This is a genomic window from Actinoplanes sandaracinus (genome assembly GCF_030009775.1).
Classification (GTDB): Bacteria; Actinomycetota; Actinomycetes; order Mycobacteriales; family Micromonosporaceae; genus Actinoplanes; species Actinoplanes sandaracinus.
Map to the genome: position 1 here is coordinate 1 of NZ_JASCTH010000002.1, position 21106 is coordinate 21106.

Annotated in this window: 18 protein-coding genes; 7 read left to right on the top strand and 11 right to left on the bottom strand. The window is 70.9% G+C overall.

All coding sequences use genetic code 11. The features are described 5' to 3' along the window. Positions 1 to 592: sigma-70 family RNA polymerase sigma factor (locus tag QLQ12_RS02680; protein ID WP_282756912.1), on the top strand; the 592-nt coding region annotated here is incomplete at its 5' end. A 95-nt stretch (positions 593 to 687) separates the two neighbouring features. Here QLQ12_RS02680 and QLQ12_RS02685 read toward each other — a convergent pair. Both QLQ12_RS02685 and QLQ12_RS02690 read right to left on the bottom strand, forming a co-directional pair. Next, positions 688 to 3243, bottom strand: a complete 2556-nt coding sequence (locus tag QLQ12_RS02685) for a bifunctional acetate--CoA ligase family protein/GNAT family N-acetyltransferase (RefSeq protein ID WP_282756913.1) — start codon at positions 3241 to 3243, stop codon at positions 688 to 690. A 2-nt stretch (positions 3244 to 3245) separates the two neighbouring features. Next, positions 3246 to 4427: an acetoin utilization protein AcuC gene (locus QLQ12_RS02690; protein ID WP_282756914.1), complete on the bottom strand. Its 1182-nt coding sequence runs from the start codon at positions 4425 to 4427 to the stop codon at positions 3246 to 3248. Positions 4428 to 4578: 151 nt separating this feature from the next. On the opposite strand from QLQ12_RS02690, the gene QLQ12_RS02695 reads away from it, so the two are divergent. Continuing rightward, positions 4579 to 5265 (top strand): metal-dependent transcriptional regulator, encoded by a 687-nt coding sequence (locus tag QLQ12_RS02695; protein ID WP_282757326.1) that lies wholly within the window; start codon positions 4579 to 4581, stop codon positions 5263 to 5265. Positions 5266 to 5269: 4 nt separating this feature from the next. On the opposite strand, the gene QLQ12_RS02700 is transcribed toward QLQ12_RS02695, so the two are convergent. Both QLQ12_RS02700 and QLQ12_RS02705 read right to left on the bottom strand, forming a co-directional pair. Continuing rightward, positions 5270 to 5827 carry a hypothetical protein gene (locus QLQ12_RS02700; RefSeq protein WP_282756915.1) on the bottom strand — a complete coding sequence of 186 codons (558 nt, stop codon included), beginning with the start codon at positions 5825 to 5827 and terminating at the stop codon, positions 5270 to 5272. Positions 5828 to 5893: 66 nt separating this feature from the next. Then, positions 5894 to 6133 carry a DUF5522 domain-containing protein gene (locus QLQ12_RS02705; RefSeq protein ID WP_282756916.1) on the bottom strand — a complete coding sequence of 80 codons (240 nt, stop codon included), beginning with the start codon at positions 6131 to 6133 and terminating at the stop codon, positions 5894 to 5896. A 59-nt stretch (positions 6134 to 6192) separates the two neighbouring features. On the opposite strand from QLQ12_RS02705, the gene QLQ12_RS02710 reads away from it, so the two are divergent. The 3 genes from QLQ12_RS02710 (at position 6193) to QLQ12_RS02720 (ending at position 8697) form a co-directional block, all read left to right on the top strand. After that, positions 6193 to 6663, top strand: a complete 471-nt coding sequence (locus QLQ12_RS02710; protein WP_282756917.1) for a MerR family transcriptional regulator — start codon at positions 6193 to 6195, stop codon at positions 6661 to 6663. After that, positions 6660 to 7562, top strand: coding sequence for an alpha/beta fold hydrolase (locus tag QLQ12_RS02715; protein ID WP_282756918.1), 903 nt, complete (start codon positions 6660 to 6662; stop codon positions 7560 to 7562). The genes QLQ12_RS02710 and QLQ12_RS02715 overlap by 4 nt, the downstream gene beginning before the upstream one ends. 136 nt (positions 7563 to 7698) lie before the next feature. Then, positions 7699 to 8697 carry an SGNH/GDSL hydrolase family protein gene (locus tag QLQ12_RS02720; protein WP_282756919.1) on the top strand — a complete coding sequence of 333 codons (999 nt, stop codon included), beginning with the start codon at positions 7699 to 7701 and terminating at the stop codon, positions 8695 to 8697. Positions 8698 to 9023: 326 nt separating this feature from the next. On the opposite strand, the gene QLQ12_RS02725 is transcribed toward QLQ12_RS02720, so the two are convergent. From QLQ12_RS02725 to QLQ12_RS02735, 3 genes are all read right to left on the bottom strand, one after another. Next, positions 9024 to 11930, bottom strand: a complete 2907-nt coding sequence (locus tag QLQ12_RS02725) for a vitamin B12-dependent ribonucleotide reductase (RefSeq protein ID WP_282756920.1) — start codon at positions 11928 to 11930, stop codon at positions 9024 to 9026. A gap of 84 nt (positions 11931 to 12014) precedes the next feature. After that, on the bottom strand, positions 12015 to 12533 hold the full coding sequence (gene nrdR, locus QLQ12_RS02730) for a transcriptional regulator NrdR (RefSeq protein ID WP_282756921.1): 519 nt from the start codon (positions 12531 to 12533) through the stop codon (positions 12015 to 12017). A gap of 350 nt (positions 12534 to 12883) precedes the next feature. Beyond that, on the bottom strand, positions 12884 to 13021 hold the full coding sequence (locus QLQ12_RS02735) for a hypothetical protein (protein WP_282756922.1): 138 nt from the start codon (positions 13019 to 13021) through the stop codon (positions 12884 to 12886). A 248-nt stretch (positions 13022 to 13269) separates the two neighbouring features. On the opposite strand from QLQ12_RS02735, the gene lexA reads away from it, so the two are divergent. Next, a complete protein-coding gene (lexA, locus tag QLQ12_RS02740) occupies positions 13270 to 14046 on the top strand; it encodes a transcriptional repressor LexA (RefSeq protein WP_282756923.1) in 777 nt (258 codons plus the stop codon). Positions 14047 to 14364: 318 nt separating this feature from the next. Here lexA and QLQ12_RS02745 read toward each other — a convergent pair whose 3' ends face one another. Continuing rightward, complete coding sequence (locus QLQ12_RS02745; RefSeq protein ID WP_282756924.1) at positions 14365 to 16302, bottom strand: hypothetical protein; 1938 nt, start codon at positions 16300 to 16302, stop codon at positions 14365 to 14367. A 124-nt stretch (positions 16303 to 16426) separates the two neighbouring features. Further along, positions 16427 to 17869 carry a GTPase HflX gene (gene hflX, locus QLQ12_RS02750; protein ID WP_282756925.1) on the bottom strand — a complete coding sequence of 481 codons (1443 nt, stop codon included), beginning with the start codon at positions 17867 to 17869 and terminating at the stop codon, positions 16427 to 16429. A 117-nt stretch (positions 17870 to 17986) separates the two neighbouring features. Between hflX and QLQ12_RS02755 the strand changes: the two genes are divergently transcribed. After that, on the top strand, positions 17987 to 19447 hold the full coding sequence (locus QLQ12_RS02755; protein ID WP_282756926.1) for an NAD-dependent malic enzyme: 1461 nt from the start codon (positions 17987 to 17989) through the stop codon (positions 19445 to 19447). Between the two features lie 83 nt (positions 19448 to 19530). Here the strand turns inward: QLQ12_RS02755 and QLQ12_RS02760 are convergent, their stop codons facing one another. Both QLQ12_RS02760 and dapF read right to left on the bottom strand, forming a co-directional pair. Beyond that, positions 19531 to 20256: a glycerophosphodiester phosphodiesterase gene (locus tag QLQ12_RS02760; RefSeq protein ID WP_282756927.1), complete on the bottom strand. Its 726-nt coding sequence runs from the start codon at positions 20254 to 20256 to the stop codon at positions 19531 to 19533. After that, positions 20256 to 21101: a diaminopimelate epimerase gene (gene dapF, locus QLQ12_RS02765; RefSeq protein ID WP_282756928.1), complete on the bottom strand. Its 846-nt coding sequence runs from the start codon at positions 21099 to 21101 to the stop codon at positions 20256 to 20258. The genes QLQ12_RS02760 and dapF overlap by 1 nt, the downstream gene beginning before the upstream one ends. Positions 21102 to 21106: the final 5 nt, after the last annotated feature.

Genomic DNA, 21106 nt, shown 5'->3' on the forward strand with positions numbered 1-21106 from the left:
CGAGAAGTTCGACTACACCAAGGGCTACAAGTTCTCCACGTACGCCACCTGGTGGATCCGGCAGGCCATCACCCGCGCCATGGCCGACCAGGCCCGCACCATCCGCATCCCGGTGCACATGGTCGAGCAGGTCAACCGCATGGTCCGCTGCCGCCGCGACCTGGCCGCCTCGATCGGTCGCGAGCCGAGCATCGCCGAGATCGCCAAGGCGATGGACGTGCCCGAGTTCCAGGTCATCGAGCTGATCTCGTACGACCGCGAGCCCGTCAGCCTGGACCAGGCCGTCGGCGAGGACGGCGAGAGCGCGCTCGGTGACTTCGTCGCCGCCGTCGGCCCGCACGTGCCCGGCGAGGGCCACACCACGGGTGAGCTGCGCAGTGAGGTGGAGATCGTGCTCGCCACCCTGTCCGAGCGGGAGTCCGCGGTGATCCGGCTGCGCTTCGGCTTGGACGACGGCCGCCAGCGCACCCTCGACGAGGTGGGCCGCGAGTTCGGCCTCAGCCGCGAGCGGATCCGCCAGATCGAGAAGGTCACCATGCTGAAGCTGCGTGACCCGGAGCGTGCCTCCCGTCTCGAGGCCTACGCCTCCTGACCCGTACCTGAAACGGCCGGTCATCGACGGCGCCCTCGTGGCGCCGGCGGCGACCGGCCATGTTGTCCGGTGCGGCCGGCGCCACGAGCACGTGCTCAGACGCCGCGCAGCCGGCGGGGGCCGGTGTCCGGCCGGGCGCCCGGGTCGCCGAACTCGACCGCCGCGTGCAGCACGGACCAGCCGTCCGGCCGCGCGAGCACCGGGTTCAGCGTCAGCGACCGGACCCGCGGGTGCTCGTCGGCAAGGCGGCCCACCCGCAGCAGCAGGTCGGTCAGAGCGGCCCGGTCCACCGGGGTGGAACCGCGGTAACCGTGCAGCAGCGGGGCCGCCCGGGGCTCGTCCACCAACGCCTCGGCGGCCCGGTCGGTGAGCGGCGCGGCGCGCCAGGCCAAATCACCCAGCAACTCGCTGGCGACACCACCCAGACCGAATCCGATCACCGGGCCGAACGCCGGGTCCTCGACCATCTCGACCGTGCAGGCGACACCCGGCGGCACCATCGTCTGCACCAGGACGTCCGGGCCGAAGGCGCCGGCCAGTTCGCCGTACGCCGCGCGTACCGCATCCTCTCCGGAAAGGGCGAGGCGCACCGCGCCGAGATCGATACGGTGCCGCAAGGCGCCTCCGGCCGCTTTGAGCGCGACCGGATAGCCCAGCTCAGCAGCGGCCGCGACGGCCGTGTCCGCACTGTCGGCCAGGGTGGAGGGCACCACCCGGATCCCGTAGGCGCCGAGCAGCCCGGTCGGCGACTCCGCCGCCACCGCGGCTTCCGCGGCCACCGGGTCGAGGTTGGACAGCGCCGGCATCACCCCGGCCGGACGGCGTAGCCAGTCGGCGTAACCGACCACCCGCGACAGCGCCCGGACCGCCTCCTCGACCGAGGGGTAGGCGGGCACCCGCGGCGGCACCTGACCGAAGACCATCGTCGCCACGGTCGGTTTCTCACCGGCCAGGGCCACACTCGCGAGCGCGGCGGTGAAGTCGGCGTCCTCGTCGGCGTGCCGGCCCGGCATCGGCGGCGCGAAGACCACCATCAGCGCGTCCACGGCATCGTCGACCGCCGCGTCGGCGAGCGCGTCGGCCAGGTCGTGGGCGCCCGCCTCCGGGCCCGTGTCTCGCGGGTAGCCGTCGGCCACCACCAGCCCGGCGGCACGGCAGGCGACCACCGCGAGCTCGGCCAGCGCCGACGAGTTGCCGACCACGGCGACCCGGCGGCCGGCCGGCAACGGCTGGTGGGCGAGCAGCATGCCGACGTCGAAGAGCTCCTGGACGGTGTCCACCCGGATCACGCCGGAGCGGGCGAAGAGCGCGGTCACCGCGTTCGCGTCCGGGCCGGGGGCGTTGCCGGCCAGGCCGGGCGGGCGGGTCGCCGCGGCCACCGCCACCACCGGCTTGACCCGGCTGATCCGGCGGGCCAGCCGGGCGAACTTGCGCGGGTTTCCGAAGGTCTCCAGGTAGAGCAGCACGACGTCGGTGCCGGGGTCGTCCTGCCAGTACTGCAGCAGGTCGTTGCCGGAGACGTCGGCACGGTTGCCGGCCGACACGAAGCTGGACAGGCCCAGGCCACGGCGGTCCGCCTCGGCCATCAGGGCGACGCCGAGGGCGCCGCTCTGGCTGAAGAAGCCCACCCGCCCGGCCATCGGCAGCCGTGGCGAGAGGGTGGCGTTCAGCCGTACCTCCGGGTCGGTGTTGGCGATGCCGAAGCTGCTCGGGCCGACCACCCGCAAGCCCGCCGCCCGCGCGGCCTCGACGAGGGCGCGCTGCCGCGCCGCGCCCTCCGGGCCGGTCTCGGCGAAGCCCGCCGAGACCACCACGCCGCCACCGGCTCCGGCGCGGGCCGCGTCCCGGCCGGCCTCCGCGACCCGGTCGGCCGGCACGGCGATCACGGCCAGGTCGATCGGGACACCGGCTTCCGAGGCGTTCCGGTACGCGCGAAGCCCGGCCACCCGCTCGGCGGACGGGTGCACCGGCACCACCTCACCGGTGTAGCCGCCGTCGCGCAGGTTGCCCAGGATGTGCGCGCCGATGCCGTGGCCCGTGGCGCTGGCGCCGTAGATGGCGATCCCCCGCGGCGACAGCAGCCGGGCGATCGACCGGGCCTCGGTGAGGTGCTCGCGCGACTCCTGCACCTCACGGGACTTCTCGGTCGGTTCGATCGGGAAGCCCAGATGGACCACGCCGTCGGCGTACTTGCGCTGCACCTGGTAGCCGGAGTCACCGAAGACACGCAGCATGCCGCTGTTCTCCGGGAGCACCTCGGCGACGAACCGGGTGATGCCGTGCTCGCGGGCCGCGTCGGCGAGATGCTCCAGCAGCACCGAGCCGATCCCCCGGCCCTGGTGCGCGTCCTCCACCACGAACGCGACCTCGGCGTCCGGCGAGTCCGGGCCGAGCCGCTCGTAACGGCCCACCGAGGTGATCCGACCGTCGGCGACGGTCACGAACGCCTCACGGTCGCGGTGGTCGACGTTCACGAACCGCTGGAGGTCGCGCTCCGGAATCCGCGGATAGGGCGAGAAGTAGCGGAGGTAACGGGTGCGGTCGCTCATCCGGGAGTGGAAGTCCACGATGGCCGGGGCGTCCTCCGGCCGGATCGGGCGCAGGTGCACGGCGGTGCCGTCGGACAGCAGGACGTCTGCGCTGCGCTCCATGGTCAGTCCCTGGGATCGTGCGGGTCCAGGCCGTGCAGCGGGAAGACCGCCGTCCGGGTGGCGAGGATGGCCCGGTCCACCGGGTCCTCGCTCGTGCCCGGCCACGGCGTGCAGAAGGGCTCGGATCCATCGGTCATCGTCTCCGGGATGGTATCCCCCGGACGCCGTGCCGCGGCCAGGACGCGCCACTGCCGGGGCGTCGGGGTCGCCGGGTCGAGCGGCTCGCCGGTGGCCACCGCGAGCAGATGCGCCCAGGCCCGGGGAACCACCTCGACCAGCGCGTACCCACCGCCGCCGGTGGCCACCCAGCGGCCGTCGCAGACCTCGTCGGCCAACTGCCGCATGGCGATGTAGGCGGCCCGCTGGCCGTCCACCGACAGCCGCAGATCGGCGAGCGGATCGACCCGGTGCGCGTCGGCGCCGCACTGGCTGATGATGATCTCCGGAGCGAAGGCGCGGACCACCGACGGCACGACCGCGTGGAAGGCCCGCAGCCAGGCGGCGTCGCCGGTGCCCGGGGGCAGCGGCACGTTGACGGCGGTGCCGTCGGCGTTCGGCCCACCGGTCTCGTCGGCGAACCCGGTGCCCGGGAAGAGCGCCAGCGGCGTCTCGTGCAGGCTCACCGTGAGCACCCGCGGATCGTCGTAGAAGACAGCCTGCACCCCGTCACCGTGGTGCACGTCCACGTCGATGTAGGCGACCCGCTGAGCGCCGTTCTCCAGCAGCCAGGCGATCGCCACGGCCGGATCGTTGTAGACGCAGAACCCGGCGGCCCGGGCCGGCATGGCGTGGTGCAGACCGCCCGACACGTTGACCGCCCGGCGGGCCGACCCGTGCCAGACCGCCTGGACCGCCGCCAGGGTGGCGCCGCAGATCCGGGCCGAGGCCTCGTGCATGTCGTCGAAAACGGGATTGTCCGGAGTGTTCAGTCCCCAGCCGGTGAAGAACGGATCGACCGGCGCGAGCCGGACGGCTTCCAGGTAGTCCGGGCGGTGGACCCGGGTGAGATCGATCTCACTGGCCACCCCCGGGACGATCATCTGGACGCCGGGGCGGTCCAGAACGCCCAGCTCCCGGGCGAGCGCCATGGTCAGCTCGACCCGCACCGGATTGAGCGGATGATCACCCATGTCGTACCCGAGCAGGGCACTGTCCCAGACCACCGCCGTCGTTTCGTCCGCCATGACGTCATGCTGCCACGCCCACGCTGTCCCCCGGTCGTGGACGCCGCGTGGTTAGCACACCTGTTTCGCCGTCGGGTAGGGTCTCCTGGCACTTGTCCGGCGCGGCGGCCAACCCCCCGCAACGCGGTATTATCGCTGCTGGGAGGACCGCATCGTGAACGATCTCGTCGATACCACCGAGATGTACCTGCGCACCATCCTCGAGCTCGAAGAGGAAGGGGTGCCCGCACTCCGCGCCCGCATCGCCGAGCGCCTGCACCAGAGCGGTCCCACGGTCAGTCAGACCGTCGCCCGGATGGAGCGTGACGGCCTGCTCACCGTCGAGGGTGATCGCCACCTGGTGCTCACCGACCTGGGCCGCAGCAGCGCCATCGCCGTCATGCGCAAACACCGTCTGGCCGAGCTGCTCCTCGTCAACGTCATCGGGATGCCCTACGAGGAGGCCCACGAGGAGGCCTGCCGGTGGGAGCACGTGATGAGCGACGCCGTCGAGAAGCGGGTCTACGACCTGCTCAACCAGCCGACCCGCTCGCCCTATGGCAACCCGATCCCCGGCCTCGAACAGCTCGGCGCTCTCGACGACACCGCCGAGATCCTCACCCAGGGTGAGCGCAACCTCGCTTTCCCCGGCCTGAGCGGGAGCGTCGTCATCCGCCGCATCTGTGAGAGCGTCCAGTCCAACTCCGACGTGCTGCGGCAGCTCCACGCCGCCGGCATCAACCCGGGGACGACGGTGACCGTGGCGCAGGAGCGTGACGGCGTCACCGTGGGCAGCGCCGGCGACAAGATCCGGCTACCGCGTGAGGTCGCGTCCCGGGTGTTCGTCGCGGCCCGCTGACCCGTCAGGTCGTGCTCAGCGCTTTGGCGAGGTCGAGCAGTTTCGCGTTCATGTCCTTCACGTCGGCCGCCGTGGCGCCCTTCGGAAAGGTGAAACGGAGCGTCTGAAGCTGCTTGGCCTCGCTGAGCCAGCCGATCTCCACGGTGGGGCCGTGCTCACCGGCCGCGTTCGTGTTCAACCGGTAACCGGCGCCGCCCAGCCCGGTCAGCTTCGACGCCTTCTCGGGCATCCGCTCGTCGAGGAAGACCTCGGCGTTCGCGGTCGTCGTCTCCACCACCGAGAGCGACAGGTCCGGCCAGGCCGCGTTCATCGTCTGCACCACGCAGGACGACGTGTCCTCCACCTGGTCCGCGGCGGCCACCGCGAACCGGATGCCGATCTTCTGCTCGATGAAGTCGTAATCCCACAGGATGCAGGCGCCGCCCGCGGACGCGGCGGGCAACTCGGCCAGATCGTCCGCCGGCGCGGAGGGCACGACCGGGGCGGGCTCCGCGGGAGGGCTGGTGCAGCCGGACAGCGCGAGCAGCACGGCGGCGCCGAGAACGGCCAGACGCGTGGTCACTAGTGATCCTTCCCGGGGCGGGCGCACACACCGTACTGGCCCCGGGACGTTCGCGAAAGAGGGCCATCACGGGTCGTCCACGTACGGACAGTGACGGCAGCCGCGGGTGCAGCAGGTGCCCCGGGCGGCCAGGAACCCCGCGGTCAGGACGAACAGCCCGGAGTCGGGGTCGAGGTAACCGGACTGGTCCGCGGCGAGAGCGGCGGCGTGCGCGGCGAGGATCGCGGCGCGGCGCGGATGGCCGGGCGCCAGGCGGGCCGGATGCGGCTCGGTGAGAGCGCGTGGCGCCAGCGGAAGACGCTTCACACGGGCACTCTAGCCGGTTCCGCTTGACGGCCGGTGTCAAGTACTTGGAGGATGGGCGCATGGGTGCGACCAGCGGACTGACCGAGCAGCTTCTCAGGCTGCTCGACAACCGCCTGCTCGACCCGCTCGAGATCCTGCTCGACGACGACCAGCCGTCCGGGGCGGTGCGCGTGCTGCTCCGGCGCCGGGTCGCCGAGTGGGCCGAGACGCTCCAGGGCGGTGACGACGCCGCGGCGGTCCACGTGATCGCCCGGCTGATCGGCACGCTCTATCCCGACGATCACGCGTTCGCTCCGCCCGCCGACTGGTGGCGCACCCCGCTCGGCCAGATCGTGGTCCGCCGGGTCGGTCACCCCTACGCCGCCTCGGTCTCCTATGCGACCGCCGGGGCGATGCTCGGCATCAGCCGGCAGGGCGTGCACGACCTGGTCCGCCGCGGCCGCCTGCCCCGCCATCCGGACGGTGGCGTGCCCGTCTCCGCTGTCCGTGACCGGCTTCGGAACACCCCGCCCACCGAGGAGTCCCCATGATCAACGACCGACTGCTCGACGCAGGTGGCATCCAGCTCGCCGTGCGCGACTTCGGCGGCGACGAGCCGCCGCTGCTGCTCCTGCACGGCGCCGGCGGCAACCTGGCGCACATGACCGCCCTGGCCCGGGCTCTGCGCCCCCGGCACCGGGTGGTGACCGTCGACCTGCGCGGGCACGGCCGCTCCAGCGACGGCCCGTGGACGTGGGACGCGGCGCTGGGCGACCTCGCCGCCGTCTGCGTCCAGCTCGAGCTCGACCGGCCCGCGGTGGTCGGCCACTCGCTCGGCGGCATGCTGGCCGCCCTCTGGGGCCAGCGGCACCCCGAGTCCCCCGGCGTGGTCAACCTCGACGGCAATCCCCCGCCGACCCGGCCCGGCCACCTTCCGGGCCTCGACCCGGAGAAGGCGGTGGGCGAACTGGCCCGCCTGCACGCGATCTTCGACACCATGCAGGAGGCCGCCGGCCAGGTGATCCCCGCCGACCAGCTGCCCGACCTGGTGGAGCGTCAGCAGATGGCGGCCCGCGACATGGGCGCCAACGAGAAGGTGTGGGTCGAGGGTTTCCGGCGCAACCTGGTCCACGCCGGTGGCGAAACCTCGATCCGTCCGTCGGCCGCCCTGACCGCTCAGCTCCGCACCGCGATGAACGAGCTGGACCTGGGCCCGGTCTACGCCGCCACGACCTGCCCGGAGCTGATCGTCCTGGCCACCCGCGACCTCCCGGAACAGGAGCCGTTCGCCGATCTGTACGCCGCCCACCGCCGCTACCTGATCGAGCAGGCGCGGGCGGTGCCGCACCTGCGTCATCTGAGCCTCGCCGACGCGTCGCATGCCATGGTGATCGAACAGCCCACCGTGCTGGCCGGCGTGATCACCGACTTCCTCGCCGAGCACCGCTAGACCGTTCGGGGCCCGATCGACGGTCGAGTTGGCCTTCGGTTGCGAACCGAGGGCAACCCACGCCTAGCCCCTCATCGCCTTCACGGGCCCGCCGAAGTGCCTTGTCGTAGACATCGGCACTCCAGGATGGGCACAGATGAGGCGTTCCCGGTTCGGCACGATCGCGGCTTCGATGGCAGGGCTCCTGTTCTGCACCGGCACGGCAACCCCCGCGCTGGCGGGACCGTCGACACCCGACCGGCCGGGCACCTCATGGGGGGCACCGCTGCGGATCATGCCGCTGGGCGACAGCATCACGGTCGGCGTCGGCTCGCCGGGCAGGAGCGGGTACCGCATCGACCTTCAGCGCCGCCTGCGGGAGGCCGGAGTCACCACCGACTTCGTCGGCTCCCAGAGCGACGGCGACGGCGGTGACCTCGACCACGAGGGCCGGGGCGGCTGGACCGTCGACCAGATCGCCGCGCAGGTCGACCACCGGCTCGCCGAGTCCGAGCCCGACGTGGTGCTGCTGCACGCCGGCACCAACAACATCACCCGGTCCGAGGACCCCGCAGCGGTCGCCGGCAAGCTGTCGGCCCTGATCGACCGGGTCCGCACACGGGTGCCGGACGCGCAGGTCTACGTCGCGACGATCATCGGCACCGCGGTCGGCTCGGAGGTCGCGGCCAACCGGGCCTACAACGCGCTCATCCCCGGCCTGGTACGCGCCAAGGGCCCCCAGGTGCACCTGGTCGACCAGTCCACCGTCACCGGGCTGGACATCTACGACCGGCACCACCCGAACGCGTTCGGCTACCGCAAGATGGCTCACAACTGGTACGAGGCCATGCGCGCCACACTGCACCCGGAGTGGCCCGGCACCGGCAACCCGTACCGGGCCAGGCAGGCGCACCTGTGCCACGCGAAGAGCCCCACCTCGCGGGAATGCCGGATGTGGCAGGTCCGCCGGGTGATCGTCTCCCAGTCGGACGGCCGCACCGTCACCGCGGAGCGCTGGCAGACCCGGCGGACGGTCAAGGAGTCGGTCCGGGTCTGGGAGCCGGGCCACTTCGCGCGCCACCGCAAGGGCCGGACCTGGGTTCCCGGTCGCCACGTGACGAAGAACCGCCAGGTCACCCGCTGGTCGAACGTCTGACCCCGTCGACGATGAAACGCCCGGCCCCTGCACGGGGCCGGGCGTTCGCCGTTTCAGCGGATGCGACGAGGGGCGACCGATGCCCGCGGCCGCTGGCGGCACGCTCGGCGGGGCCGACCGAGGACCCGGTCGGCGGGCTGCGGAGCGTCCGGCTCGGCTGAGCACCGTGCGTCCACCCTCGCCCGTCGCCCGCGCGCCCGACGGCAAGATGCCTCCCACCCGGGATTCGGGTGGGAGGCATCTGTCACGGAGCTCACCGGAGCGATGCCGGTGAGTGGCTCCGTTTAGGAGTCACTCACCGGGACACTCGTGACCTTCCCCGGGCTTCAGCTGCAGCCGGAGGTGGAGCCACAACCCTCGCAGACGTAGCAGCTTCCGGCGCGGCGCATCTTGGTGCCGCAGGTGAAACAGAGCGGCGCGTCGGACGCGTGACCGGTCTTGATCTCCAGCAGCTCGGTGGAGGAGCCCACCGTCGCCGGTGCCGCCTTCTCCGGGGCAGCCGCGGCCTTCACCTCAGCCACGGTGACGCTGGACGAGCCCGCCGGGGCGGAGACCGGAGCGGACGCGGCCATGCCGGTCATGTCCACAGCGGCGGCGTCGGCGGCCGCCTCGGCCTGCGCCTGCGCGAGGCGCTCCTTCGCGGTGAAGATGCCCAGCTCAGCGCGGGTGTCGTAGTCCAGGAAGTCCAGCGCCAGGCGACGGAAGATGTAGTCCATCACCGAGGACGCCATGCGCACGTCCGGGTCGTCGGTCATACCGGCCGGCTCGAAGCGCATATTGGTGAACTTGCTGACGAACGTCTCGAGCGGGACGCCGTACTGCAGCCCTATCGAGATCGCCACCGAGAAGGCGTCCATCACGCCGGCCAGGGTGGAACCCTGCTTCGACATCTTGAGGAAGACCTCGCCGAGGCCGTCGTCCGGGTAGGACGACGCGGTGAGGTAGCCCTCGGCACCGCCGACCGAGAAGGACACCGTCTCCGACGGGCGCTTCTTCGGCAGCCGCTTGCGGATCGGGCGGTACTCGATCACCTTCTCGATGATCTTCTCGACCGCCTTGGTCTCCTCGGCCACCTTCTCCTCGGCCGCCGCGGCCTTGTTGCCCTTGCCGGCGGAGAGCGGCTGCCCGACCTTGCAGTTGTCGCGGTAGATCGCGAGCGCCTTGAGGCCCAGCTTCCAGCCCTGGAAGTGGATGTCCTCGATCTCCTCGACGGTCGCCGTCTCCGGCATGTTGACCGTCTTGGAGATGGCGCCCGAGATGAACGGCTGCACCGCGGCCATCATCCGGACGTGGCCGATCGGGGCGATCACCCGGTCACCCATGGCGCAGTCGAAGATGGCGTAGTGCTCCGGCTTGAGGCCGGGCGCGTCGACGACGTTGCCGTGCTCGGCGATGTGCTCGACGATCGCCTCGACCTGCTCCTCGGGGTAGCCGATGCTGCGCAGCGCACGCGGAACCGTCTGGTTGACGATCTGCATCGAGCCGCCGCCGACCAGCTTCTTGAACTTGACCAGGGCGAGGTCAGGCTCGATGCCGGTGGTGTCGCAGTCCATCATCAGGCCGATGGTGCCGGTCGGCGCGAGCACCGACGCCTGCGCGTTCCGCCAGCCGTTCTTGGCGCCGATCTTGTTGCCGGTCTGCCACTGGCGGGTCGCCTCGCGGAGGATCTCCGTGGCGACCGCGCCCAGCGGGCGGACCTCGTCGTTGGCCGCGGCGTGCTTGCGCATGACGCGCTGGTGGCCTTCGGCGTTGCGGGCGTAACCGTCGTAGGCGCCGACGACGCCGGCCAACTCGGCCGAGCGGCGGTAGGCGGTACCGGTCATCAGCGAGGTGATCGCCGCCGCGACGCTACGGCCACCCTCGGAGTCGTACGGCAGACCCGAAGCCATCAGCAGTGCGCCGAGGTTCGCGTAACCGATGCCGAGCTGACGGTATGCCCGCGTGGTGATGCCGATCTTCTCGGTCGGGAAGTCGGCGAAGCAGATCGAGATGTCCATCGCGGTGATGATGAACTCGACGCTCTTGACGAACTTCTCCACCTCGAAGCCACCGTCGGCCTTGAGGAACTTCATCAGGTTGAGCGACGCGAGGTTGCAGGACGAGTCGTCCAGCGACATGTACTCCGAGCACGGGTTGGACGCGGTGATCCGGCCGGTCTCGGGGTTGGTGTGCCAGTCGTTGATGGTGTCGTCGTACTGCAGGCCCGGGTCGGCGCACTCCCAGGCGGCCTTGGCGATGCCGGTGAACAGCTTCCGGGCGTCGATGGTCTCGATGACCTCGCCGTCCAGACGGCCACGCAGGGCGAAGTCGGTGCCCTCCTCGACCGCGCGCATGAACTCGTCGCTGACCCGCACCGAGTTGTTGGCGTTCTGGTACTGGACGGAGACGATGTCGGCGCCGCCCAGGTCCATGTCGAAGCCGGCGTCCCGCAGCGCGCGGATCTTGTCCTCTTCGCGCGCCTTGGTGGTGACGAACTCCTCGATGTCCGGGTGGTCCACGTCGAGGATGACCATCTTCGCCGCGCGCCGGGTGGCGCCGCCGGACTTGATGGTGCCCGCGCTGGCGTCGGCGCCGCGCATGAAGCTGACCGGGCCGCTGGCCGTGCCGCCGGAGGAAAGCAGTTCCTTGGACGACCGGATCCGGGACAGGTTGACACCCGAACCGGAGCCGCCCTTGAAGATCAGGCCCTCTTCCTTGTACCAGTCGAGGATCGAATCCATCGAGTCGTCGACCGAGAGGATGAAGCAGGCGCTGACCTGCTGCGGTGATTTGGTGCCGACGTTGAACCACACCGGCGAGTTGAAGCTGAAGACCTGGTGCAGCAGCATCCAGGTGAGCTCGTGGTCGAAGAGTTCAGCGTCGCCCGGGGTGGCGAAGTAGCCGAAGTCCTCGCCCGCCTTGCGGTACGTCTGGACGACCCGGTCGATCAGCTGCTTGAGCGACCACTCCCGGTCGGGAGTGCCCACCGCGCCACGGAAGTACTTGGTCGTGACGATGTTCGCCGCGTTCACGCTCCAGAACGAGGGGTACTCCACGCCGCGCTGCTCGAAGTTGATCGAGCCGTCGCGCCAGTTCGTCATGACGACGTCGCGGCGTTCCCACTCGACCTCGTCGTACGGGTGAACGCCCTCGGTCGTCCAGACCCGCTCCACTCGCAGCCCCCCGGCCGCCGCGCCGTTGCCGCCGTTGGTCCGGCTGCGCTGGCGACCTGCAGTGATGCCGTCTCCGGCCATATGGATGTGCTCCCCCTCGTAGGTACCGCTACAGGTGTGTCGGTAAGAAGTGCCTTGTACTGAGGCCACCGGCCGGGCGGCGCCTCAGCTGTTCAGCTTGGGCGCGCGTCCGGTGGACCGTGGCGCGACGGCGTGTCGCGTCCCGGTTTCCCGGACGGGGCCGGCCTCGCGCAGCGCGGTGATCTCCTTCTCGAATTCGTCGAGAGAGTCGAACGACTTGTACACGCTGGCGAACCGGAGGTAAGCCACCTGGTCCAGCTCACGCAACGGCGTGAGAATCGCCAGGCCCACATCGTGGCTGGGGATCTCGGCGGCGCCGCGGGCCCGGACGGTCTCCTCCACGCGCTGCGCGAGCTTCGCGATGGAGTCCTCGTCGACGGGCCGGCCCTGGCAGGCCTTGCGCACCCCGCTCATGATCTTCGTCCGGCTGAAGGGCTCGGTCACGCCACTGCGTTTGACCACCGCGAGAACCGCCTCCTCGACGGTGGTGAAACGCTTGCCGCACTCGGGGCACGCCCGGCGGCGACGGATCAACTGCCCGTCGTCGGCCTCACGCGAGTCGACCACGCGCGAATCAGCATGGCGACAGTACGGGCAGCGCACCGTGATCTCCCTTCGGCACCTTCTCGAGGACTGGTGGACATGCCGAAACGCAGCGGAACCGTTGTCGAGACAATCGGTGGCGCTGTGGATGACATGTGGATAACCAGGAGAGAAGGAAACCCAACCTGTGGACGACTTACATCCGTGTAACCACTAGATGTTGGGGTAGACGCTAGGCCCCGACGGACGCCGATGCAAGTTCACCCGTGTGCCGACGCGCCGTATTTCGCGCCTCACCACCCCAGGTGATGACACCATCACGCGCCGCGCCCGCAACGGGCCGCACGACGCGCCGGAGAATCGGGCAGCACACCCGACGGAGATCAACCCGGGACACCCGGGAGGGCCGGTCAGGCCTGCGAGGCGAGGGTGAAGAGCACCACGTTCGCCATGGCGACCAGGACGAAGAACAGGCCCAGCAGCACCACCCGGCCACGGCGGGTGAGGCGCACCGGCGCCGAGGCGTGTCGCACACCACTGACCGACATGACAGCCCCTCTCTCGGACACCCGTTCGATAGAACGCCCGTACGACGGTCTATCAGAACAGAGGTACGGAAGTCGAGCACCATGGAGCGACACGCCGGGAAAATCTCGTACAGATGTTTGAATATGCCGGACCTGCACATTAGGTTTTCCGCAAGAGGGGTCAGCCGGACGCACGCCATCCCCACGGCGTCGCCGGCTCCGCGACGCACCACGTGCCGTTGAGGCACTGGCCGACAGGGAGGGCGGACGTGTCGACCGAAGACCGGACCAGCCGACAGCAGCATCAGACGAGGAAGCCCGAGAGCGTCCGGCGTCGCGCGCCGAGCCGTTCCCGCGGTTCGGACGCGCCGCAGTTACGTGCCGTCACACCGGTCGGTCACGTCCCTGAAGTGGTCGCCTCCGACCTCACCGCACGGCAGCGGCGGATCCTCGAGTTCATCCGTGACTGGGTGGAGCGCTACGGCTACCCGCCCAGCGTCCGTGAGATCGGCGAGGCGGTCGGCCTGGTCTCGCCGTCCAGCGTGGCGTACCAGTTGAAGGCCCTGGAGAGCAAGGGCTACCTGCGGCGCGACCCCAACCGCCCGCGGGCCGTCGACGTCCGGGTGCCCGGCGAGATGGTCGACGACGAGTCGCTGCGGGCGGCCCGGCCGCAGCCGGCCTATGTGCCCCTGGTGGGCCGCATCGCCGCCGGTGGCCCGATCCTCGCCGAGCAGGCCGTCGAGGACTTCTACCCGCTGCCGCGCGAGCTGGTCGGCGAGGGCGAGGTCTTCATGCTGGAAGTCAAGGGCGACTCGATGATCGACGCGGCGATCTGCAACGGCGACTGGGTGGTCGTGCGCCAGCAGCCCACCGCCGAGGCGGGCGACATCGTGGCCGCGATGATCGACGGTGAGGCGACCGTGAAGAGCTACCGCCAGCGCGACGGGCACGTCTGGCTGATGCCGGCGAACCCGGCGTTCGACCCGATCCCCGGCGACGACGCGACGATCATGGGCCGCGTGGTCGCGGTCCTGCGCCGCGTCTGACCCAACGGTCCCGCGCCGCGTGCGACCAGCGGTGCGAACGGCGTCCGGCACCGTGTTCGGCCCGGCGTCCGGCCGGGCGACGCGTGAACTACGCCCGGCGCAGCGCTCCGGCCCGGCTGTCCGAACAGCGTCCGGTCCGGCAGCGCTGAACGACGCCCGGCCCAGCGCTCCGGCCCGGCTGTCCGAACAGCGTCCGGCCCGGCAGCGCTGAACGACGTCCGGGCCGGTCGCCGGGGCTGACAACACGGCGACCGAAACGATGCGGCCGGCCCCGCTGGTTGAGCGGAACCGGCCTGCATCGTTGGTCGTGACCTGTGGTCAGTGGTCGTCAGGCGCCGGCGGGCGGCCGCCCCCGCCTCCATACACCCCGGGGGAACGCGGCGCCTTCTGTCCCTGAGGCCCACGCGGAGCCTGCTGCTGGCCGCCACGACCGGGAGGCTGCTGCTGCGGGCCACGGGCGGGAGGTTGCTGCGGACCACCGCGACCCGGGGCCGACTGCGGACCACGGACGGGCTGCGGGCCACGAGCGGGCTGCTGCGGACCACGCGCCGGAGCCTGCTGCTGGCCGCCTCGACCCTGCTGCTGCTGCGGACCACGGGCGGGAGGCTGCTGCTGGCCGCCTCGACCCTGCTGCTGCTGCGGACCACGGGCCGGAGACTGCTGCTGGCCGCCTCGACCCTGCTGCTGCTGCGGACCACGGGCCGGAGACTGCTGCTGGCCACCACGGGCCGGAGACTGCTGCGGGCCACGGGCCGGAGACTGCTGGCCACCACGGGCCGGAGACTGCTGCGGGCCACGGGCGGGAGCCTGTTGTGGACCACCGCGACCCGGGGCCGACTGCGGACCGCGAACAGGCTGCGGACCACGAGCGGGCTGCTGCGGACTGCGCGCCGGAGACTGCTGTGGACCGCGCGCCGGCGCGCCGGGGGGCCGGCCGTACTGCGGGCCGCCGGGACCGCCACCGTTGGCACGCGGCGGGGCCGCGGGCGGCGGGCCACCGGACGATGGGCCACCGGACGGCGGGCCGGACTGGGCTCCGTAGACCGGACCGTTTCCAGGGCGGCCGGCGGCGTAGGCCGCACTGCGCTGCGGGAGGCCCCCGACCCCGATCAGCTCGGTCTCGGGGTCGTCGGTGTTCAGGCCGCCACCGGAGAGGTCGTCGTCGTCACCGGTGAAGCCTTTCGGTGACCGGCGGAAGCGCATTATCCCGAAGACACCGGCGCCCACCAGGATCAGGCCCAGCAGGCCGACCCCACCGACCATGTAGGTGACGTCGTCGACGCTGAGATCCGAGTACCAGGAGTCGCCGCCGCCGGAGCCGCTCGACTTCGTCGACTTGACCGCGACGGTGGTGTTCGGGGTGTACTCCCGGATGTTGTTGGCGGTCTTCTCGTCGCCACTCATGTCCGAGATGGTGTAGAAGAGCTTGCCGTCGGTGCTGTAGGAGATCGCCTCGCCTAGCGTCTCGTTGGGCAGGCCGGTGGTGCGCGGCTCCTTCTTCAGAGCGGCGAGCACGTCACCGCCCGTCACGTCCCACTCGAGGGCGTCGGTGTAGGTGCGCAGCACCACCTTGGTCAGGTCCTGCGTGACCGCGCCGCCGGTGATGGTCTTGTTGCCGAGCCGGGCGACCGGGTTACCGGGCGTCTCGGTGGCCGCGAGGGTGATCTCGCCGACACGCTTCAGCGGCGTGGTGCCGTCGGCCTTGAGCGCCGCGGTGGGCTGGTAGATGCCGGCCGGCTTGCCGATCTCGCGGGTCACGATGAGCGGGGTGCCGTCACCGTTGAAGATCAGCGCCTCGGCGTCGTGGCTGTCCTTCTCCGGATAGCTGAGCCGGTAGAGCACCTGCTTCTTGCCGTCGACCGACATGCTCCAGAGGGCGACGGTCGGGCGCGGGTTGGCCGGTGACTGACGGGCACCGTTGTTGCCGATGTCGGCGACCCAGAGCGTCTTGCCGTCGGGCGCGAGGACGATGTCCTCCGGGTCGGCCGGGCCGGCCCCGCTGAACGGCACGGTTTTGGTCACCTTGCAGTCGCGGTCGAGGAAGAAGATCTGCTCGCGCGCCTTGTCTTCCGGATCGGTGCCGTCGTTGACGACGATGAAGCCGTCCTTGGTCACGACCACGCCGGAGATCTCGTCCAGCCGCTCGTCCTCGACCTTGCAGAGCTTCTTGCCGGGAGTCGCTTTCGCACTGACCGTCGGCGCGGGCGTCGGGTCCTCGGCGGACGCGCTGGAGGAGCCAACCATTACCAGACCCATGGCCACGATGGTTGGGAACAGGAGACGCCGCATCCGAACAGTGTCGCACGCGACGTCCCCTGCTGGTATTACGTGTGGATCAACGCTGACCGGTGTACCCGGGAAGTCCGAATTGTTTTTCCGATCAGCACTGATGGTCGGAGAGTTCGGCGGCCAGGTGTTCGTCGACGCGGACCAGGAGTTCGGTGCCGTCGTCCAGATGCCGGGACTGGAGCACCTGACCGGACCGGTGCACCCGGGCCACCAGGTCACCCCGGTCGTACGGAATCAGGACCCGGAGCTCCACCGCGGGGCGGGGCAGCCGGTCGGCGATGGCCTTGTGCAGTTCCGCGATGCCGGCGCCGGAGCGCGCGGACACGAAGAGCGCTTCCGGCCAGGCCCGCTTCAGCCGCAGCACGGTCTCCTCGTCGGCCGCGTCCACCTTGTTGATCACCAGCAGCTCGGGGATGCGGTCGGCACCGACCTCGCCGAGCACCTCCCGGACAGCGCTGAGCTGGCCTTCCGGGTCGGGGTGCGCGCCGTCGACGACGTGCACCACCAGGTCGGCCTGGGCCACCTCCTCCAGCGTCGAGCGGAACGCCTCGACGATCTGGTGCGGCAGGTGACGGACGAACCCGACCGTGTCGGAGAGCGTGAAGACCCGCCCGTCCTCCGCGGCGGTCCGCCGGGTGGTCGGGTCGAGGGTGGCGAACAGCGCGTCCTCCACCAGCACACCCGCGCTCGTCAGGCGGTTGAGCAGGCTGGACTTGCCGGCGTTGGTGTAACCGGCGATCGCCACGGCCGGGACCCCGTTCGCGATGCGACGGGAGCGTTTGGTCTCCCGGACCGTCTTCATGGCCTTGATCTCGCGCCGCAGCTTGGCGATGCGGGTGTTGATCCGCCGCCGGTCGGTCTCCAGCTTGGTCTCACCGGGACCACGCGTGCCGACGCCGCCGCCCCCGGAACCGCCCGCGCCACCGCCCTGGCGGGACAGCGAGTCACCCCAGCCGCGCAGTCGCGGCAGAAGGTACTGAAGCTGGGCGAGCTCGACCTGGGCCTTGCCCTCCCGGCTCTTCGCGTGCTGGGCGAAGATGTCGAGGATCAGCGCGGTCCGGTCGACGACCTTGACCTTGACCTGCTCCTCGAGCTTGCGCAACTGCGACGGAGACAGCTCGCCGTCACAGATGACGGTGTCGGCGCCGGTCATGATGACCACGTCACGGAGCTCATCGACCTTGCCCCTGCCGATGAAGGTGGCCGCGTCGGGTTGCCTGCGGCGCTGGATCAGGCCCTCGAGGACCTGGGAGCCGGCGGTCTCGGCGAGGGCCGCCAGCTCAGTCAGTGAATTGTCGGCGTCTTCGACGCTGCCCTCGGTCCACACCCCGACGAGAACGACTCGTTCGAGTCGCAACTGCCGGTACTCGACCTCGGTGACGTCGGTCAGCTCGGTGGAAAGACCGGCCACCCGCCTGAGCGAGTGCCGCTCCTCGAGCTCCAGGTCCCCGGTGGTGGGATCCAGCTCGTCAAGGACGGGTGTCTGGTACGTGTTTCGCAAAAGTGACCTCCTCCGCCAAGCGTGGCACGTCATGACGACCGGCGCATCCACATATCCCCGTGTGACTCACCGGTAACCACCGCACGCGGATCGAACATTCCCCACGAGCGACAATGCCTTAGCTCACCCACCAACGTCGGAAGGAACACCGTGGTGACCACCCGCCTGCCGAGCGCAGGATTCTCGATCACGATCCGTATAGCCGTAACCGCGGACGCCTCGTCCATCGGACGGCTCACCACCTGTGTGGGTGAAGCCGGGGCGATCGTGACGGCACTGGACGTGGTGGATTCCGACGCCACCAACGTCGTGGTCGACCTGACCTGCGACACCGCGGACGCCGCGCACGCCGACCAGGTCGTCAAGCAGCTCGAGGACCAGGACGGCGTCGACGTCCGCAAAGTCTCCGACCGGACGTTCCTGCTGCACCTGGGCGGTAAGATCGAGGTGTCATCGAAGGTCGCTCTCCGTAACCGTGACGAGTTGTCCCGGGCGTACACCCCGGGTGTGGCGCGGGTCTGCATGGCGATCGCGGAGAACCCGGCGGACGCCCGCCGGCTCACCATCAAGCGCAACACGGTGGCCGTGGTCAGCGACGGCTCGGCCGTGCTCGGCCTGGGCAACATCGGGCCGGCCGCGGCGATGCCGGTGATGGAGGGCAAGGCCGCGCTGTTCAAGCGGTTCGGCGGCGTGGACGCCTGGCCGGTGGTGCTGGACACGCAGGACACCGACGAGATCGTGGCCATCGTCAAGGCGATCGCGCCGGCCTACGGCGGCATCAACCTGGAGGACATCGCGGCGCCGCGGTGCTTCGAGATCGAGGCGCGGCTGAAGGAACTGCTGGACATTCCGGTCTTCCACGACGACCAGCACGGCACCGCGATCTGTGTGCTGGCGGCGCTCACCAACGCCCTGCGGGTGGTCGGCAAGCGGATGCAGGACGTCAAGGTGGTGGTCTCCGGCGCCGGCGCGGCCGGCACCGCGATCATGAAACTGCTGATGCGGCAGGGTGTGGGTGACATCATCGCCTACGACCGGAAGGGCGCCCTGCACCGCGGCATGCCCGACCTGAACGAGTCGATGCAGTGGCTGGCCGAGCACACCAACAAGGAGAACTACTCCGGCGACCTGCCCGGCGCGATCGTCGGCGCCGACGTCTTCATCGGCGTCTCCGCGCCGAACCTGCTCACCGGCGACGACATCGCGAAGATGGCGGACAAGTCGATCGTGTTCGCGATGGCCAACCCGGACCCGGAGGTCGACCCGCGAGAGGCCCGCAAGCACGCGGCGATCGTCGCGACCGGGCGCTCCGACCAGCCCAACCAGATCAACAACGTGCTGGCCTTCCCGGGTGTCTTCCGCGGCATGCTGGACGCCAGCGCCGAGGAGTTCACCGAGGAGATGGCCCTCGCGGCCGCCCGGGCCATCGCCGACGTCGTCGGCGAGGACAAACTCAACCCCACCGTGATCATTCCGAGCGTCTTCGACCCCCGGGTCACCCCGGCGGTGGCCGCCGCGATCCGCGCGGTCGTGCGGGGCGGTCCCGTCCCGGCGAACCCGGCGGCGGCGCCGGAGGCCGAGCTCGACCAGGCCCCTGAGACGACCTTCTAAAGACATCGAGGGGTACGGGCCACGCGTGCCCGTACCCCCGCAAGAGGTCTTTCTCTCGCCGGCGTCGCACGGCGAAGCCGGCCTCAGGCGGCGTTGACCCAGCCGGTCAGCTCGCCGACCAGATCGGTGATCAGGCCGGCCACCCCCGCGTCCACCAGCGGCCGCCACCCGGCCATGTCGTTGGGGGTCCAGGGCATCACGCCGACGCCCGCGGCCCTGAGCGCGGCCATCGTCTCCGCGTCGTGGAGCACGTCGGCCACCGGCGGGTTGCAGTAGGTCACGCCCAGCTCTCGGGAGAGCTCGACGGTCTCGGCGTCGAACCGGAAGAGCAGCAGCCCGCGCCGGACGTCGGGGGCCACGTCACGGACCTTGCGCAGCACATCGGCGTCGAAACTCTGCACCACCGAGCGGTCCAGCAGGTCCCGGTGGGCGAGCTGCGCCACGATCGACTTGACCTCGTCCAGCGTGGCCGGCGGTTTGATCTCGACGAGCAGCTCGGCCGGGCCGGCGGCCAGCAGGTCCAGGGTCTCACTCAGGGTGGGCACCCGCAGGCCGGTGAACCCGGCGCCGAACCACGAGCCGGCGTCCAGCGTCGCGATCTCGTCGGCGGTCAGGTCCCACACCCGGCCGCTGCCGTTCGTGGTGCGGTTCACCGTGCGGTCGTGGATCACCACGGGTACGCCGTCCCGGGTCACCCGCACGTCGAACTCGACGAGGGTGGCACCGGCCCGCAGCGCGGCGGCGAAGGCGGGCAGCGTGTTCTCCGGAGCCACCGTGGAATAGCCGCGGTGCGCGACGCGATGCAGCATCAGACCAGCGCCGCCGGATCGACCTCGCCGTCGGCGACCAGCACCGCCGGCCCCGCCAGCCACCAGTCGCCGTCGGTGTCGTGAGTCACCACGAGCCGGCCGCCCCGCACGTCCACCGCCACCGAGCCGGCCGCCAGGCCCGCGTCGCGCAGCGCCACCGCGCCGACCGCCAGCGCACCGGTGCCGCACGACTCGGTCTCGCCCGAGCCGCGCTCGTGCACCCGCATCCGGACGTGCAGGTCCAGGCCGTCGACGGGCTCGGCGGTCTCGACGAACTCCACGTTCACCCCGGCCGGGAAGAGCGCCGCGTCGTGCAGCGGAGCCCTGGTCAGGTCGAGGGCGGACAGCTTGACGCCGTCGTGCAGGCCGCAGACCAGGTGCGGGTTCCCGGTGTCCACCGCGACGCCGGGGACGGTCAGGGCTCCGATGGTGGCGGTGCTGCCCGCGTACACCCTGGCGGGTGTCATCCGCGCGCTGATCGTGTCGTCGCTGACGACGGTGACCAGCACCCCGGCCCGGGTCGCCACCGGCAGGCCCGCCGGGCCGGGCGTGGCGAGGCCGTTGCTCAGCAGATAGCGGACGAAGACGCGCAGGCCGTTGCCGCACATCTCGGCCACCGAGCCGTCACTGTTGTGATAATCCATGAACCACTCGGCCTCGCCGGCGTAGCCGGCGGCCTCGGGGTGTTTGGCGCTGCGCACCACCCGGATCACGCCGTCGCCGCCGATTCCCCGGCGGCGGTCGCAGAGCGCCGCGACGAACCCGGGCGTCAGCTCCAGCTCGCCGTCGAGGTCGGGCAGGAGGACGAAGTCATTGCCGGTTCCGTGACCCTTGGTAAAACGCACGGGCC

Coding starts and splice junctions, on each gene's coding strand:
- QLQ12_RS02690 (WP_282756914.1), bottom strand. CDS start 4,427: ATGGCGGACGAAACGACGGCGGTGGTCTGGGACAGTGCCCTGCTCGGG.
- QLQ12_RS02715 (WP_282756918.1), top strand. CDS start 6,660: ATGATCAACGACCGACTGCTCGACGCAGGTGGCATCCAGCTCGCCGTG.
- QLQ12_RS02735 (WP_282756922.1), bottom strand. CDS start 13,021: ATGTCGGTCAGTGGTGTGCGACACGCCTCGGCGCCGGTGCGCCTCACC.
- QLQ12_RS02685 (WP_282756913.1), bottom strand. CDS start 3,243: ATGGAGCGCAGCGCAGACGTCCTGCTGTCCGACGGCACCGCCGTGCAC.
- QLQ12_RS02720 (WP_282756919.1), top strand. CDS start 7,699: ATGAGGCGTTCCCGGTTCGGCACGATCGCGGCTTCGATGGCAGGGCTC.
- QLQ12_RS02760 (WP_282756927.1), bottom strand. CDS start 20,256: ATGCTGCATCGCGTCGCGCACCGCGGCTATTCCACGGTGGCTCCGGAG.
- QLQ12_RS02745 (WP_282756924.1), bottom strand. CDS start 16,302: ATGGGTCTGGTAATGGTTGGCTCCTCCAGCGCGTCCGCCGAGGACCCG.
- QLQ12_RS02725 (WP_282756920.1), bottom strand. CDS start 11,930: ATGGCCGGAGACGGCATCACTGCAGGTCGCCAGCGCAGCCGGACCAAC.
- QLQ12_RS02710 (WP_282756917.1), top strand. CDS start 6,193: ATGGGTGCGACCAGCGGACTGACCGAGCAGCTTCTCAGGCTGCTCGAC.
- hflX (WP_282756925.1), bottom strand. CDS start 17,869: ATGACGTGCCACGCTTGGCGGAGGAGGTCACTTTTGCGAAACACGTAC.